The organism is Streptomyces sp. NPDC088747, assembly GCF_044751025.1.
Lineage (GTDB): Bacteria > Actinomycetota > Actinomycetes > Streptomycetales > Streptomycetaceae > Streptomyces.
Genome location: NZ_JBIVKZ010000029.1, coordinates 1 through 15,654 on the forward strand (window position 1 = coordinate 1; position 15,654 = coordinate 15,654).

14 protein-coding genes and 2 CRISPR repeat arrays are annotated in these 15,654 nt (G+C 67.2%); of the genes, 11 read left to right on the plus strand and 3 right to left on the minus strand.

Annotated elements, in window-relative coordinates; translation table 11 throughout:
* Window positions 1-98 precede the first annotated feature (98 nt).
* Together ACIP79_RS41485 and ACIP79_RS41490 are read right to left on the minus strand one after the other, a co-directional pair.
* On the minus strand, window positions 99-644 hold the full coding sequence (locus ACIP79_RS41485) for a GNAT family N-acetyltransferase (protein WP_401232943.1): 546 nt from the start codon (window positions 642-644) through the stop codon (window positions 99-101).
* 21 nt (window positions 645-665) lie between these two features.
* Window positions 666-1,994, minus strand: coding sequence for a hypothetical protein (locus ACIP79_RS41490; RefSeq protein ID WP_401232945.1), 1,329 nt, complete (start codon window positions 1,992-1,994; stop codon window positions 666-668).
* A gap of 392 nt (window positions 1,995-2,386) precedes the next feature.
* On the opposite strand from ACIP79_RS41490, the gene ACIP79_RS41495 reads away from it, so the two are divergent.
* The 11 genes from ACIP79_RS41495 to ACIP79_RS41545 all read left to right on the plus strand — a co-directional run bounded on the left by ACIP79_RS41495 (window position 2,387) and on the right by ACIP79_RS41545 (window position 13,435).
* Complete coding sequence (locus ACIP79_RS41495; RefSeq protein WP_401232948.1) at window positions 2,387-3,319, plus strand: ATP-binding protein; 933 nt, start codon at window positions 2,387-2,389, stop codon at window positions 3,317-3,319.
* A 209-nt stretch (window positions 3,320-3,528) separates the two neighbouring features.
* The gene (locus tag ACIP79_RS41500; protein WP_401232951.1) at window positions 3,529-4,518 is read left to right on the plus strand and encodes a hypothetical protein; all 990 of its coding nucleotides are present in this window, start codon (window positions 3,529-3,531) and stop codon (window positions 4,516-4,518) included.
* A gap of 163 nt (window positions 4,519-4,681) precedes the next feature.
* Window positions 4,682-6,106, plus strand: a complete 1,425-nt coding sequence (locus tag ACIP79_RS41505) for an amino acid permease (protein ID WP_401233108.1) — start codon at window positions 4,682-4,684, stop codon at window positions 6,104-6,106.
* The gene (locus ACIP79_RS41510; RefSeq protein ID WP_401232954.1) at window positions 6,106-7,500 is read left to right on the plus strand and encodes a glutamine synthetase family protein; all 1,395 of its coding nucleotides are present in this window, start codon (window positions 6,106-6,108) and stop codon (window positions 7,498-7,500) included. The genes ACIP79_RS41505 and ACIP79_RS41510 overlap by 1 nt, the downstream gene beginning before the upstream one ends.
* 70 nt (window positions 7,501-7,570) lie before the next feature.
* Window positions 7,571-7,720 (plus strand): hypothetical protein, encoded by a 150-nt coding sequence (locus tag ACIP79_RS41515; RefSeq protein WP_401232957.1) that lies wholly within the window; start codon window positions 7,571-7,573, stop codon window positions 7,718-7,720.
* Window positions 7,721-7,806: 86 nt separating this feature from the next.
* Window positions 7,807-8,853, plus strand: coding sequence for a type II CAAX prenyl endopeptidase Rce1 family protein (locus tag ACIP79_RS41520; protein ID WP_401232960.1), 1,047 nt, complete (start codon window positions 7,807-7,809; stop codon window positions 8,851-8,853).
* 159 nt (window positions 8,854-9,012) lie between these two features.
* On the plus strand, window positions 9,013-9,873 hold the full coding sequence (locus ACIP79_RS41525) for a hypothetical protein (RefSeq protein ID WP_401232963.1): 861 nt from the start codon (window positions 9,013-9,015) through the stop codon (window positions 9,871-9,873).
* A 206-nt stretch (window positions 9,874-10,079) separates the two neighbouring features.
* Entirely contained in the window at window positions 10,080-11,012 is a 933-nt protein-coding gene (locus tag ACIP79_RS41530) for an endonuclease/exonuclease/phosphatase family protein (RefSeq protein WP_401232965.1), read from the plus strand.
* Window positions 11,013-11,277: 265 nt separating this feature from the next.
* A complete protein-coding gene (locus ACIP79_RS41535; RefSeq protein WP_401232968.1) occupies window positions 11,278-12,399 on the plus strand; it encodes a radical SAM protein in 1,122 nt (373 codons plus the stop codon).
* Complete coding sequence (locus tag ACIP79_RS41540; RefSeq protein ID WP_401232970.1) at window positions 12,396-12,545, plus strand: hypothetical protein; 150 nt, start codon at window positions 12,396-12,398, stop codon at window positions 12,543-12,545. Before ACIP79_RS41535 ends, ACIP79_RS41540 begins: the two co-directional genes overlap by 4 nt.
* 89 nt (window positions 12,546-12,634) lie before the next feature.
* A complete protein-coding gene (locus ACIP79_RS41545) occupies window positions 12,635-13,435 on the plus strand; it encodes an aminoglycoside phosphotransferase (RefSeq protein ID WP_401232973.1) in 801 nt (266 codons plus the stop codon).
* Between the two features lie 549 nt (window positions 13,436-13,984).
* Window positions 13,985-14,562: a CRISPR direct-repeat array (repeat unit 29 nt; unit sequence GTGGTCCCCGCGCAGGCGGGGGTGTTCCG).
* A 149-nt stretch (window positions 14,563-14,711) separates the two neighbouring features.
* Here the strand turns inward: ACIP79_RS41545 and ACIP79_RS41550 are convergent.
* Window positions 14,712-15,209, minus strand: a complete 498-nt coding sequence (locus ACIP79_RS41550) for a hypothetical protein (RefSeq protein WP_401232976.1) — start codon at window positions 15,207-15,209, stop codon at window positions 14,712-14,714.
* A 201-nt stretch (window positions 15,210-15,410) separates the two neighbouring features.
* Window positions 15,411-15,623: direct repeats of the CRISPR family, unit length 30 nt; unit sequence GTGGTCCCCGCGCAGGCGGGGGTGTTCCGA.
* The last annotated feature ends 31 nt before the right edge of the window (window positions 15,624-15,654 follow it).

Below are 15,654 nucleotides of genomic sequence, written 5' to 3' on the forward strand. Positions count from 1 at the left end.
ACAACGCCAACGCCGCCCGTAACCGGCTCACTTCATACGCGTCCACACACCCAACATGCTCCTGATCAGCATCAACGGAAAGACCTAACGAAGCATTACTAGGGCTTCCACTCCTCAACGAGGATTGAGTGCACGACCGAGTCGCGCCATTGGCCCGCCTTCTCGATGTGGCCCCGGATGGTGCCCTCCGCCACCATGCCTGCCGCCATCATGGTCTTCGCGGAAGCCTCGTTCAGGGGGGAGCGTGCGCCCCAAATTCGGTGCAGGGCAAGTTCTTCGAACCCAAGTCCCAGCAGGAGTCGCACGGTCTCAAGGCCGTAGCCGATGCCCCAGGTGTCTGGGCGCAGCGCGAAACCGAAGGTGGCCGCGCGCTGCTGATGGGGGTCCAGGGCAAGCCGTCCAAAGCCGATCACGTGTCCCGTGTCCCGTTCCACGACCGCGAGTGCGTACTCGGGTCGCGGATTCTCTGTGGCAGAAGCCACGGATCGGGCGACAATGTGGCCGACCTGGTCGCGGGTACGCGGCTCGAACGACAGATGCTCCGTGGCTTCTCTGCTGCCGTAGATCGCGAATACAGCGTCCACGTCGTCGATCGCGAGTTCGCGAAGATCCAGGCGCTGGCTGGAACGCTTGACCGGGTGCATGCTGGGGACTCTACCTGTGGGCTATCGCGGTAGCGCAGGGCGCGTTGGCGGGAAGATCTCGATCTCCTCGCGGAGTTCACGCGCCGCAATGGCAGTGCGTACCTGATCGCTGGTGAGCGCCCGGCGGACGCGTTGGGCTGACACGACAATGCCGTTGTTCCGGTGTGAGGACGGCAGATCCAGGACCGGGCGAAGGGCGGCGGCGGCACCTTCTACGTCCCCACCGTAAAGACGGACGAGAGCGAGGTCGCACTGCGATCCGGCCAGGTCCCCGAAGGCCCAGGACGGGGCGGTGGGATCGCTGAAGCCCTGCACAGCCAGTTCGGCCTGCGCGGCGAGCTGCGCGTCACCGTGGCCGAGGAGAGCTTCGGATTCCACCGAGTAGTAGAGCTGCTTCTCCTCTGAATAGGTGAACAGGCCGCCGAGTGAGTCGAGTTCATCCGGTACGACGTGGTCGCGTCGGTCGGTGGCCAGTTGGTTCGCCGAGTGGACTGTCTCCTCATCGCCTAGGACGGCTGAGGCCCGTGCCTGAAGACCGAGCAACCACAGTCCCACGGTGCCTTTGTGATCGGCGGCTGTTGCTGCGCCCTGCTGGGCGAAGTGGAGAGCGTCTCCGGGCTTGTCTCCCCAGTAAGCGATCAGGGACTTGAGACCGTCCACGAGGGCGACGAGGGGCGGGTGTTCGGCATCCCTTGCACAAGCTGCGGCGACCCGGGCCATCGTCATCGCCTGGCTCCGGTCCTCCATGTCGTTGAAACCCTTGGCCACGAGGAAGGACAGGGCGCTGGCCATGAAGTTGAGTTCACGCAGCTGCGACGGTCGGACCCTGCCGCCCTCCAGAAGACGCAGTACCTCTCCCTGGGAATCCAGCAGATCGGTCCAGATGGCCGAAAGGGGCTCTCGTGGATACGCGGCGACGAGTCGAGCAACGTCGTCTTTGAGTAGGTCGAAAGTGTCCGTGCCCACTCTGTCTCGGTCGGCTCCCAGAAGGAATTCCTTCGCGCGTCGAACAGCCATCGCGCCCGTCCTTTTCATGTCGCTTAGATCCATGCCGAGATCGGCATGACGTGCAGTGGATGACGTGTCGGACAAGGGCCGGAAGTCGGGAACGGTCCCTTCTGGAACCTCAGTCCACAGCTGGTCGATGCTGTGGTTGGTCCAGGCGACGATCACCCGGCGGAAGTCTCCCTGTGGCTTTCGCGTCCCGTAGTACCAGGCCTGAATGGTCGGTTTAGCGGGCTCCAAGCCTTTCAGCCCCAGCCGTGCGGCCACTTCTAGGAATGGCTGCACGAAGTCCTTGTGGTCGCGTAGCTCCCGCTCGTCGAGCCAGTACCGGAAGAACGTGCGCACCGTGCCTCCCATCCTGTCTGCCGAACATGTCCCTGCTAAGACGGTAAGTCGGTCACGCCATCAACATGCCCCATACAGACGGTACTTAGCGGAGTCGATGAACATCCGAGGAAGAACGTCGGCCATGTACGAGGAACCGATGAAGGGATGGGACTGGATCCGTACCGCCACCATTGCCACGCTCGTATCAGCCCTTGCAGAGGGTGTTTGACCAGGCACGAGAGTGTGCAATCAGGGAGTCCCCCCGTGAAGCTGGAGATGCAGCACACCGCAACCCTCCCCATGGAGGTGCGGGAGCAAACAGGGACAATTCCGCCCTTATCTGCTTGCCATGCCGAGAGAGTGGCGATGTATCTGGCGTCCATAACTCCCGGACGTACGGAGAGATTGGCATGCCCCTGATTACTGCCTCGCGGGCGGATAGCGAAGTCCTCCGTCGCCGCCGCGTATACGCCGAAACTGAAATGTCCTTCGCTCGTTCCAGCGGCTCAACGGGCGGCGCCATCGAGGTAGTAGACAGAACTGTGCCATCTCAGGTGCGGCTCGCTATTCGGGTCAAACTGACGGACTGGGGTCTGTCCGGACTAATCGACTCGACCCAGCTCCTTGCCACCGAGCTCGTCACGAACGCGTTCGAGCACGGTCGTGGTGACGTCGGAGTACGCCTGTATCTCACAGCTACCCACCTCGTGATTGAGGTACGGGATGGCTCTCACAGACGTCCCGAGCCGGCCAACACCGCTCTTGACGACGAGGACGGACGCGGTCTCCTGATCGTCGCCTCCATCGCCGACGACTGGGGCGTCAGCCGGGACGGCACGACGACCTGGTGCGCCCTCCCCCACCGAGAAGGAACGACAACCATGGAAGAGGGTGGCATCGTTGCGATCCCCGGCCCCGTCCGCGATGAGCCGGTCTGGACGCGGCACTGGAAGTTGCGGGCCGGCCGTCATGCGGCAGGCAACGCCCGCCGCTACACCCGTCTGTACCTGACTCTGGCGGACGTTCTTGTCGATGTCGAGGACGCGGCTGAGGTCGGGGGTGTGCTGATGGCCAACGCGGTCATGCACTCGGGAGTACCGGAGTACGCAGAGATCCCCATGCGATGCACGCTCCTTAAGACCGGCGAACTTGTCATCCAGGTGCACGACGCCCGCATCGACTTTCCTGGCTTCGACGAGGCCGTTGCGTGGGAGCCAGCGCAGGGCGAAAAGCCTCGCGGCTTGTGGACCGCACGCCAGCTCGGCGCCGAGATCGCCTACGCCCCCACTGAGAGCGGCAAGGTCGTCCAAGCGCTGATCCGGCCGCCAGACATCTCCATATGAACTCCCCGGCACGTTGCCTCCCCTCATCGGCCGTCGGGCCGCAGTCATCGGCTCTCTGGCTCCCCCAAGAACCAGACAAGCAGGCTGCCGCCCGACGGTCTCCCACTCACCCCCCTTTCTTGAGGATTCACCCTCCATGTCCCCGTTACTCGCGCCCGGTCAGGCATGTCTCCCGCTTGTAGACCCTCGCCCGATAGGGGGCTGCGTCGATGTCCCGCGGTGACATGGACCTGATTGAACATGCTGCCGGTCCGGACGAGGAACTGCGCCTGGCGCTTGAGGACTTGCGGATGGACCGGTACCTCGCGGCGAAGCAGCTGCTGCGTGCCACGGATGGGAACTGGGCGCTGCGTACCTCGCGCAGTCAGGTGCTGGCTGTCGGGGCCGCGAACAACAAGGCGGTCGACCAGTGGTGTGTCGAGGAGCCCTCCGATCCGGACGCGTTGATGATGCGGGCCCGGGTCCTGACGCAGCGTGTCCTCAACGCTTTCCGCAGTGGGCTCTCCGGTCCGCCTCTCACCGCCTCGGTCGTCGCTGCCCGCGCTGCATGCAAGGCGGCTGCGGATCGGTGGCCGGCCGATCCCGTGCCCTATGTGTGCTACCTGGCACTCGCGCAGACCGACGTCGACGAGCGGTTCCCCCATCACCGGCTCCACTGGGACCGTCCGCCCGAACAGATGCTGCCGCGCGGGCCGTGGAGGGTGCTGGACTGGGTGAACGAGCGCGACCCTGGCAACCGCGAGGCCTATCACCGGATGCTGGGCGTCTACCACGCTCGCAGCCGGGGAGGCCTGGACTTCGCCCAGTGGTGTACGACCTTCGCGCCTGAGGGGTCGCCGCTGAATCTGCTGCCGCTGTACGCCTATGTCGAGACCTACCGGCTGCAACTGGAACACCAGCAGACCGCCAGTGTGATCGCGTACTGGAGCACCGCCGACAAGGCCCACTACGTGCGCAGGGGTCTGGACGTCTGGTTCGCCCACGCTGATCTGCGGTCCTGCTCGTTACTGGACCTCCACTACCTGGCCTATGCCGCGACCGCCACAGGCGTGGGGCATGCGGCGGGGGTGTTCGAGGCGATCGGCCCCTACGTGACCGCCGCACCGTGGGCCCTGGTCACCCCGAACCCGCAGTGGTGGCAGAGCGAATTCCGTACGGCGCGCCGCAGAGCCCTGAACGTCACGGGTGGCCGCCGGTGACCATCCGGGCACCTCCGCCCCAGCGCCCCCCACCACCCTTCCCACGCGTTTTATCCACCCTTTCGATCAGAGGATTTCTCCGTTGTCTCCGAGAAGAGCTCACGCTCTCAACGATGATGCCGCGCTGCTCGCGCAGGGCATCACTCCCGAACTGGACCGCAGGATGGGCGGCTTCGGGAACTTCGCGATCAGCTTCAGCGTGATCTGCATCCTGGCCGGCGGCATGACACTGTTCGGGTTCGGCCTGAACACCGGTGGCCCCGCGGTCATGATGTGGGGCTGGGTCGCCATCGGCTTGTTTACGCTCCTGCTGGGCCTGTGTCTGGGCGAGGTGACCTCTGCCTATCCCACCTCCGGTGCCCTGTTCTTCATGGCGGACCGTCTCGGCGGCCCTCGCTGGGCGTGGGTGACGGGCTGGCTCAACCTCCTGGGCCTGCTCGGCGCCATTGCCGGCATCGACTACGGGTGTGCCCTGTTCGTCGGCGCGTTCGCCAACCTCCAGTGGGGCATAGTGCCCACCCCGGAGACGACGATCCTCATCTTCGCGGGCATCCTTTTGCTCCACGGTGCCCTGAACGCCGCCGGGGTGCGTCTGGTCAACGTCCTCAACAGCATTTCCGTGTGGTGGCAGCTCGGCGGTGTCCTGCTGATCGTCGGGGCGCTGACCCTCGCCCCGGTCGAGCACCAGAGTGCGACGTTCGTGTTCGGTCACTTCAACAACGGCACCGGCTTCACCAGCCCCCTCTACGTCGCCGCCCTGGGATGTCTGCTGGCCGCGTACACGTTCTGCGGCTACGACGCCTCCTCCCACCTGAGTGAGGAGACGACTCAGGCGCAGACGGCCGCGCCCCGGGGCATCGTCCGGGCCATCGCCTGGTCCTGGGCCGCCGGGTTCGTGCTCCTGGCCGGGATGCTGTTCGCGATCCAGGACTACGACGGCACGCTGGGGACGAGCACGGGGGTGCCGCCGGCGCAGATCTTCATCGACGTGCTGGGGACGGGCATGGCCAAGGGCCTGCTCCTGGTCGTCATCGTGGCCCAGCTGTTCTGCGGCAACGCGGAAACCGCCGCGGCCAGCCGCATGGTGTTCGCGTTCTCCCGGGACGGCGCACTGCCGTTCTCTTCGACGTGGCGGCGTGTCAGTCGCCGCACCCGCACCCCCATCGCCGCGGTGTGGCTGTCGGTCGGCGTCGCGTTCCTTCTCGCTCTGCCGAGCCTGTACTCGCCCACCGCCTACGCCGCGGTCACCGCGATCAACGTCATCGGTATGACCCCCGCCTGCGCCATCCCGGTCTATCTCCGGCTCCGCGCAGGCAAGAGGTTCCGGCCCGGCCCGTGGAACCTGGGCGCCTGGAGCAAGCCGCTGGGCTGGATCTCCGTCACCTACGTGGTGGTCCTGACCGTGGTGTTCTGCCTGCCCCAGACTTCACCGATCACTGGCGAGTCCTTCAACTACGCCGGGGTCACCCTGATCGCCGTCCTCTTCCTGGCCTGGATCATGTGGATCACCAAGGGCAAGCGCGACTACAAGATCCCTCCGCTTGGCAGCGAAGCCGAGAACCGCGCCCTCGCCGGGGAGGTGATCTGATGCTTGACCAGCCCAGCCCCTACGGCACCCGGCCTCCGTCTGTGCAACTCGTGACCGATGAACACCTCCACGGCCTGGTCGAGTCCGGTGAGATCGACACCGTGTTGGTCGCGGTCCCGGACATGCTGGGACGCCTCGCGGGCAAAGACCTGGACGCCCGTCACTTCCTGTCCCATCTCCCCGCCGGCCCGCACATGTGCGCCTACGTCCTGGCCTCGGACGTGGACATGACCCCGATGGACGGTTTCGACCTCACCGGCTGGCACAACGGATACGGCGACCTCCACTCCGTCCCCGACCTGGAGACCGTCCGCCGTCTGTCCTACCTGCCGGGCACCGTCCTCGTCCACGCCGACGCCGCCCACCCCGACGGCCGCCCCGTCGACAGCGCCCCGCGCCGGATGCTCCGCAACCAGATCGAAGCCCTCGGCGAACAACACGACCTGTTCCTCCAGGTAGGCATCGAGGGCGAGTTCATGGCCTACAAGGGCACCGCCGCTCAGGTCCGAGAAGCCGGATACCAGGACCTGACACCGGCATGGCCCCACAACCTCGACTACGCGCTGAGCCGCCCGCCCGCGCTGAACGCGTTCTTCCGCGACCTGCGCCACGCCCTGCACCAGGCCGGCGCCCCCGTAGAGGCGATCAAAACCGAAGGCACTCCGGGTCAGGTCGAGGTGACCTGGCCCTACGGGGACCCGGTCCCGGCCTGCGACATCTACACCCTCTACAAGCACGCCGTCCGGCACATCGCCGACGAGCACCGCATGGCGCCCACGTTCATGGCGTCCCCGGAGACCGGCATCGCCTCTGGCATGCATCTGCACATCTCCCTCGTGAACGGAGACGGCGAGCCGGTCTTCGCCATGGCGCCGGACGGTGAACTGCCCGACGTGCTCCAGCAGTCGATCGCCGGGCTCCTCTCCGCGCTCCCGCAACTGGCCCCGCTGTACGCACCCACCCCCAACTCCTACAAGCGGTACGCCCCGCACTCCTTCGCCCCCATCAACTACACGTGGGGAATCGACAACCGCACCTGCGCCGTCCGCGTCGTGGGCCGCGACGAGAACACCCACCTGGAAGTCCGGCTGCCCGGAGCCGACGCCAACCCCTACCTCGCGCTCTCCGCGGTGACCGCCGCCATCATCCACGGCATCACCGATCACCCCAAACTGCCCGAGCCCTGCACCGGTGACGCCTACCACGAGACCAGACGGCTGCTGGTGCCGCGCAACCTGGCAGAAGCGTTGGCGGACTTCGCAGGCGGGATCGCCCTGCGAGCCTTCGGCGCACCCCTGGTACGGCACTACGCCCACGCAGCCGCGGCCGAGATCAACGCCCAGCACAACCAGGTCACCGACATCGAACGCGAGCGGGGGTTCCTCCGTGCGTGACCTCCTGCCCCACCTCGCGGAGACCCACCGAACCAGCCCTGCCACAACCGCTCTCGACTGCGCAGACCGCATGGACCGCATCGCGAGCACCGTGCTGTGCCTGCTGTTCGAACTGACCCAACAGAGTGCCCGTTTCGGGTCGGGCACCAGCCCGTGGGCGCAGCTTGCGGTGTACGACGTCGACGATTTCGCCCCCTTCACCACGGGAGGACCGGCGTGAGACTGCGTCTTCCCGCATTACCCGACTCCTCTGGCACGGCGGCCGTGCCGGGATCCGATGTGCCGCTGCGGCGTGTGGTTGTGCAGGTGGCCGGGCTTCTGTTGCTTGCGTGCATCCTTCCGCTGGCCGGTACCGCGCTGATCGCGGGCGCCGCGTACGGCGTGAAGTGGGCGCAGCCCGTGGCTGGGCTGGCGCACTTCGGTGCGGCGGTGATCGTGTTCTTCTGGCTGTCGTGGACTGTGATCGCCCGTACGACTCTTGCCCGGGTCACACGCCGGCGGCGTCTCCTGGAGCGGGGTGCCGCGGTCCTTTGCGGCGCGGCGGCCATGTTCATGGCTGCTCCCTTCTCCAGCGCGCTCGCACGGAACGCGGGCCAGACCGTGTTCGGGTGTGTGCTGGCATGGCTGGCCATCGAGGTGGCCCGTGCACACGGCGCCCGACTGGGCGGCAGCCTTCCGGCAACGGCGTCCCAGCGGTTGCGTGAATGGCAGATCGCGCACTGGGTCCTCGTCGCCTGCCTGGCCGGCGGAGTATTCGCCTTCCTGGTGGTGCAACTCCTCGCGTCGACCGGGCTGTCCGGGCTGCCGACCGTGAAGCCCGCCGACCAGATGTCCGTCCTCGGGATCGGCGACATCTGGAGCCTGGCCATCACGGTTGTCGGGACCGTGGCGGTCGAGGACGTGGTGATCATCGCCGCCACGGTCACGCTATTGACGGCAGCGCGCCGGCCCGCATGGCAGATCTACACCGCGGTCTGCACGGCCGAGGTCCTGCTGCACGCCTACCTCGGACTCGCCGCCGTCGGCGCCGCGGTCTTTGCCGCAGGACGCATCTGGCTCTACCTGCGCTACCGCAGTCTCCTGCCCCTGATCGCCGCCCACGCCCTGTTCGACCTGTCGGTCTGCCTCCAGTGGATCCCCGCCATCTACCGGTGGGCGTCCACCTTCGTGATCATGCTGGCCGACACCTGGCTCCACCACCGGCTGAAGACGGCTGCCGACAAGGACCGGCCCCCAACACCCCCTCAGGACACCCCACCCGAAGTGACCGCAGCCCCGGCATCGACGCCACCCACGGGCCGGACACCCCTCACCGCCGACCACACCCTCCTCACACACCGCAGGACACCGTGATGAGTCTCCATCCCGGACACGGCGGCGGCCTGCACGACCGAGCCCGATCCGACGCCCGCACGCCGGGCCCAGTGGTCCCAGGAGTTCCCGACCACGCTCACTGACCGTGCGTGGGGCCCCGGCCCCACGTTCACCAACCCGCCACGTCACGAGGACCGTATGAAGATCACCGTTCACCATGAGGCAGACCGCACATTCCAATCGCTCGTGCCGCGGCTCGAAGCAATAGCCGCCGCAACGGTCCCTCTCGTCGATGCCATCACCGGGCTGGCCCTGCCGGACGAGGTAGTCATTCACACGATGACGGTCGACAACTGGCTACGCGCGCATCAGAGGCGCCTGATGGAACAACTGGCCGAGGAAGTTGCGCAGCTCGGCGTCCCCAGCGAAGTGATTCCCCCAGTCCGGCACCAGGTGATGACCGCGCTCGGCTTTCTGCAGATGAACTGGCCGTTGATGTTCGGCGAGGCCATCGATTTCACGGAGGGCCGTCCCGAGTTGGTGATCCTCCCCGAGGCGCTCACGCACGCGGGCGTCCTCGACGACGACCGTCTGTTGCACAAGCTTGTGGCGCACGAGACGACCCACCTGGCGCAGTACGCGACGAGTGACGGTGAGGTCTGGGCGATGCAGGGAACGTTTTTCCCCAAGTTGCGCGGCATCGCCGACCGGGCCTACGGGGCTCTGATGGAAGGGCACGCGTACTGGGCGGACCGGGAGATCACCACGAAGATCTTCGGTGAGCCCGTCACGACCGATGAGATCAGCCCGCTCGCGTCCGACGAATACCGCGAGCTCACCAAGCTTCGCGACCACAACCCTAAGCGGGCCGAGTTCGCGCAGGGCACCGCCGAGGTGACACAGATCATCGACACCCTGGGCCTCCACGCGTTCAACCAGGTCTGGACGCGCCCCGACCTTGTGCCGTTGACGTCGGAGATCGGCGCGCCCGGGTTCTGGCCGCGCCGGTTCAGCAACCCTCTGCCCCCTCCCGGGCTAACCCGTCCCGCCGGCCACTGACCACGGGCCGGCTCTGAACGTCCCACGCCAGGCACCCCTCGTTGCCGGGCGCGGGACCCGGCCCGGCGCGGGGACGCCGGACCGGCGCTCTCCCCCCTATGAGGACGTCGAACCGCCCCCGCGCCGGGCCACACCACCCTCCACCACGCACCCTTCAGCCGTAGGAGACCGTAGTGAGCAGTGCGCACAGCATCCACCGCGAACCCGTGATCACCGTGATCACCTTCAACCTCGAACGCGACGGCGGCCCAGACGAAAACGGCCGCCCGCCCGCGCGATGGCGTGCCGCCCACGAACTGCTCAAAACGCATCGGCCTGACGTGCTGCTGCGCCAGGAGATGACCTACAGCCGGGCCCGCGGCAAACGCAGGCTCCACGACGCTGCAGAACTCCTGGAAATGCGGGGCTTCGTCGGCGGGCAGGGCTGGGGCAACAGCCCCACCGGACTGTTCGTGCGGCCCGGAGTCTTCGACGTCCGCCAGGAATTCGACGTCCAGCAGGAACTGGAGTCCGCTCCGCTGTGGCGCTGCCCGCCCACCCACATCGTCGCCAGCCTGCGCGAGGTGCCCGAGGTACCGATCGTGATCATGAGCTGGCACCTGGCCTTCAACTCGCCCCGCCGCCGGGAGCTGGAGACCGACGAAATCCTCGCATTCGCCGACCAGATCAACCAAGGCTCGGCATTCCTCGGGGGCGGCGACATGAACGAATACCCGCACCCCTCAGGCGAGACGGTCCCGCCGATCGACTGGACAGACGACGGCATCACTGACCGGATGCACATGATGCACCGCACGAACCGCAGCCCGGACGGCACACGGATCAGCTGCACCTACGCCGACGAGACCCTGCTCGGCGCTGGCCTCCACGACCCCGCCCGCTACGCCGCACACACACTTCACCAACCCGACGCGCTCTGCGCCACCGCCGGGCAGAACAAGCCTTCCCAAGGCGGCCCGCGGCGCATCGACCGCCACTACGTCGACCCCTGGCTCATCAACGCCGTCCTTGAAGTCAGCATCATCGACACCCCCGACAGCGACCACGACGGCCTGAAGGTCGTCTACTCCCGCGCCGGCATGGCCGAAGCACTACGCCGCAACGTCGCCCGGCGGGCCGCGTATGACCTTGCCCTGTGACCCTTCTCAGCCCTTCTCGCGACGTAGATCAAGGACACCACAACAGTGCGGCCCGACCATCCCGCCTTCCTCATCCCTGAGGTAGAGCCCCACAAGCCCCCTTGGTATCTGAACCCGGCGGTGGCCCGGGGGAGAAGAGCCGCTCCCAGTCCCAGGCCGACCGTCCATGAGTCGGAAACCCATACCTCTCCAACACCTCTTGACCGCCACGGCGGCGCGGCAGAAACCGTCCAGCCGTAGCGCGCCGTCACAGGAAGGTCGTCGCATGCATGCCGTCACCGCAGTCCCCTTCGGGACCAGTCACCTCGTCCTGCGACCGGGAAGCCCCAAAGCCATCAAGCTCGGTGCGGCCAAGTTCGCGGAGATCGACGCAGCGGTCACCGGTAATGGCGCCGTGCCCGGCTGGCTGGCGAAAGCTGCCACTGCGCAGTGGGGCATCGATCTGAGCGGCCGGCCGGCCGCGGGAACTGTCCTGGTGCGCACGGCGGGACCCTATGAGTTCAGCCGGGCCACCTGGGAGATCAACCTGGGCTGCGACTTCGACTGCGAGATGTGCTACCTCGGTGAGAAACGCTTCGCCGGCCTGGACCTGGAGGGCAAACGGGAACTGCTGCACGTGATGCGGGATGCCGGGGTGATCTGGCTGCAGATCACCGGAGGTGAGCCTCTGATCGACCCGCACTTCCCCAGCGTCTACCGACTCGCCAACGAGCTGGGCATGCAGATCGAGATCCTGTCGAACGGCTCACGGCTGCGCACAGAAGCGGTGATGCGTCTGCTCACCGAGTACCGCCCATCCAAGATCACCTTGAGCGTGTACGGGGCGACCGCCGACACCTACGACGCCGTCACCAGGCGCCGTGGAGCCTTCAAGCGGTTCAGTGACGGCCTGGCCATGGCCGTGGCCGCCGGGCTGAACCTCGATCTGAGCCTGATCATCGTGCGGCGCAACGCGCACGAACAGGAAGCCATGCGGGCCTGGGCGGCTCAACTGGGCCTGTCCTACCGCGAGTACGCGAACATCTCGCCCACGATCCATGGAACTGGCGAGACGCTGCCCGCGCAGTCCCCCGAACACCTCACCCAGCGGGCACCGTTCACGGGCTGCCCCGCTGGCCACACGTTCTTCCACGCGGATCCCTTCGGCCGTGCCTCGATCTGCAAGGTCGGCCGGGAGCCGAACATCGACCTCCTCGCGGAGGGCGTCGAAGGACTGGCCCGACTCGGCGGCATCGCCGATTCCCTCATGCTTCGCACCGGAGGATGCTCCGGCTGTCAGCTCTCTGGCACCTGCCGGGTGTGCAGGCCGATGGCCAAGGTCTTCCAGGAGGCGAAGGCACCACTGGAGAACTACTGCCAACACAGGAAGAAGCAGGTGACCTCATGACCGCTGTCATGGTCGAAATCCAACCGCCGCCACCAGTCCAGCCCACGACTGCGCAAGACCCCAACGACGTCGTGCTCGTTGAAGACGTCGCGGCGCTGATCGCGGAGACCCTGCCAGGCTGCAACGACGACAACCCCTACAACTGACCCACCCTGGCGGGGGCCGCCCCATGTGGGCCCCCGCCGCACTCGTGAACCATGTACCTGATCCGACCAGTTCACCCTGGAGCCATCCCGTGCCCACGCACCGTCTGACCGACATCCCCAGCGACGTACTGAAGATCATTGAAACCATCGACGGTCACGTCCACCGGGTCGAGATGGTGTCGGCCGGCCTGAACTCCGAGATCGCCGCGCGCATCCACTTCGCCAGCGGCACAACCTTCGTGAAGGGTCTGCGCACGGACCACCCGCGGGTGTGGACACAGCAGCGCGAGGCCGACATCAACCCGCACACCGGCGGTCTCGCCCCCAGCCTGCGCTGGCACATCCGCCAGAGCTCGTGGGATCTCCTCAGCTTCGAGGACCTGGGAGGCCGACATGCCGACTACTCGCCGGACTCCGCAGACCTGGAACAGATCAGTGCCGCCATGGCGACGCTGGCCTCACTGACCGTGCCGTCACAGATCGAGACGAAGACCATGCCGCAACGGATGAGCGCCTACGTCAGCGATCCCGACGACCTGCAGAAGTTCAGCGGCCCTCACCTGGTGCACACGGACTGGAAACCCGACAACGTCCTCATCACCAACGGCCAGGCCCGGCTGGTGGACTGGGCATGGGCCTCGCGAGGTGCCGCCTGGATCGACCCCGCCCTGTGGGTGATCTGGCTGATCGCCTCCGGCCACACCGCTGAAGGAGCGCACCACCTGGTCGAGAGCCACCCCGCCTGGAAGACCGCCCCCGCGCCCTTCATCGACGCATTCGCCCGAGCCCAACGCCGCTTGTGGGAGTCCATCGCCCGCGCCGACACAGACGACGAGTGGACACACAACCTGTGCACCGCCGCTACCGCTTGGGCCGACTACCGAAAGTGACGCCCCTGCGCGCCTCAGTGGCAGGCCTCGGACCACGCTGGTACGCGTCGCTCAGCAGTTGTCCCTGGACAACTGCCCACCGCCGGTTACCGTCAGGGCCGATGGAGGACTCGGTGACCACCGAGAAGGACACCCTCGAAATCTGGAACACCTACGGCACCCACCAGCTCACCAGAGGACTTCAGCTGCCCGAACTGGACCGGTGGGACTGGGGAATCCCGGAGACCGGCCCCGGCATCAACGCCCTCGGTGAGATGGCGGGACTACGCGTTCCTCGACCTCGGCAGCGGCCTCGGCCGGCACGCCGCGAACCTGGCCGACCTGGCTGGCAGCCACAGGCATTGAACCCGCGCTCCTGCCCCCGCGCCACAGCTGAAGGTGACCCGCGAGCCGGAACCCACGGCACCCGTGACGGCCCTGGTGCCGACGCCCAAACGGCTACGTGGAGTACTCATCCTCCGCACCGGAGTTCTGCCACTATGGATCTCATGGCAGGCAAGCAAGTTGATCGCAAAGGCATGGCAAAGAGCGCCTGACGTCGCAGGAAGAGTGGTCCCCGCGCAGGCGGGGGTGTTCCGCGGCACTTCGACCACGCCGAGCGCGTCGCCGAGTGGTCCCCGCGCAGGCGGGGGTGTTCCGCCCCAGGGGGCCGCCACAACGGCCGCAATGGCGTGGTCCCCGCGCAGGCGGGGGTGTTCCGTACCCGACCGCCTGGTCGTGTTCGGCCCTCTCGTGGTCCCCGCGCAGGCGGGGGTGTTCCGATCGCACTCGTCACCGCAGCAGGCACCGACTCGTGGTCCCCGCGCAGGCGGGGGTGTTCCGTTGGCGAAGGCTGGGCTGCGGTCGGACCTGCTGTGGTCCCCGCGCAGGCGGGGGTGTTCCGCGCAGCGTCTTTGCGAGGCACCGATGGAAGTCGTGGTCCTCGCGCAGGCGGGGGTGTTCCGGCGGTGTTCCTGAACAAGAAGCGGAAGGCCGGGTGGTCCCCGCGCAGGCGGGGGTGTTCCGGACACCGGCGCCCGGGTCCACGTGATCGCGAAGTGGTCCCCGCGCAGGCGGGTGTGTTCCGCGAGTTCGGGATCGGGTGGGCCCTGATAGCGGGTGGTCCCCGCGCAGGCGGGGGTGTTCCGTGACCATGCGGGACTGGCGTGTCGCGGCGGCCACGCTACTGCCCCCGAAGGGAAAGCGTGGCCGGAGGTGTCGCTCACCCTGGACGAGTAGCCCGCCGCATGACGAGGGCCCCGCCCTCCCGGAGAGCGGGGCCCTTCCAACGCGGACGTCACTCGGGAGCGAACTCTCCGATGCGGTCACTGACGGCAGTCATGTGGCGGATGCCGATGTCCATCTCGGACGCCATCAGATCGAAGTCGTCCTGGCTGTCGCTGACAGCGCCGTTGGTGCATGCCGTAGCGGACGCGGCGAAGTGTCCGAGGGCGAGCTTCCAACTGTTGTTGGCAGTCTCGTCAGGGATGGGGTCTTCGAGTTCTGCGGTTTCGACGTGAGCGGCGAGATCAGCACAGGCATCGCGGAGGCCGCCAAGATCCACAGGGTCGGACGCCTTGTCGACTGCGGAGAGGTACTCAAGGAAGGTGTCGAGGGTTTCGCTGCCGCCGCTGTCGCGCCACTCGACGAGTTGGTCGACCACGTCAGGGGTGGGGGAGGCGGGTTCGCTGCGGACGCTGGGTTTGGCCTTGACGTTGTCTTGGCCGCCGCAGCCCGCGAGTCCGATGGTGGCGGCGATGCTGAGGGCGGCGGCGATGACGATGGGTCTGCGCATGGTTCCCCCCGGAACGTAGATGAGGGCCGCGAGCGTAGCCGCGCCCACTGACAGCCGGGGCGAAAACGGCGAAGGCCCCACCGTGACGGGGTACACGGCAGGGCCTCGTTATACCGGGCGTTACCCGGCGCGCAGTCTCCAGTGTCGCAGCTACACCGCGGAGTCGAAGGTGATCGGACGCACCGGACGGCGGCCAGGAATGTGGTCCCCGCGCAGGCGGGGGTGTTCCGAGCCGGCGGGCGGACAGCCACACCGTGGTGCCGTGGTCCCCGCGCAGGCGGGGATGTTCCGCACCTGAAGGCGCGCAGCGCGCGGCCCGGTGAGTGGTCCCCGCGCAGGCGGGGGTGTTCCGAAGCCGAGCGGCTACGTGGTGTGGCCGCACCAGTGGTCCCCGCGCAGGCGGGGGTGTTCCGAGGAGCAGGTCAGCCCTCCGATTCCGGCACCC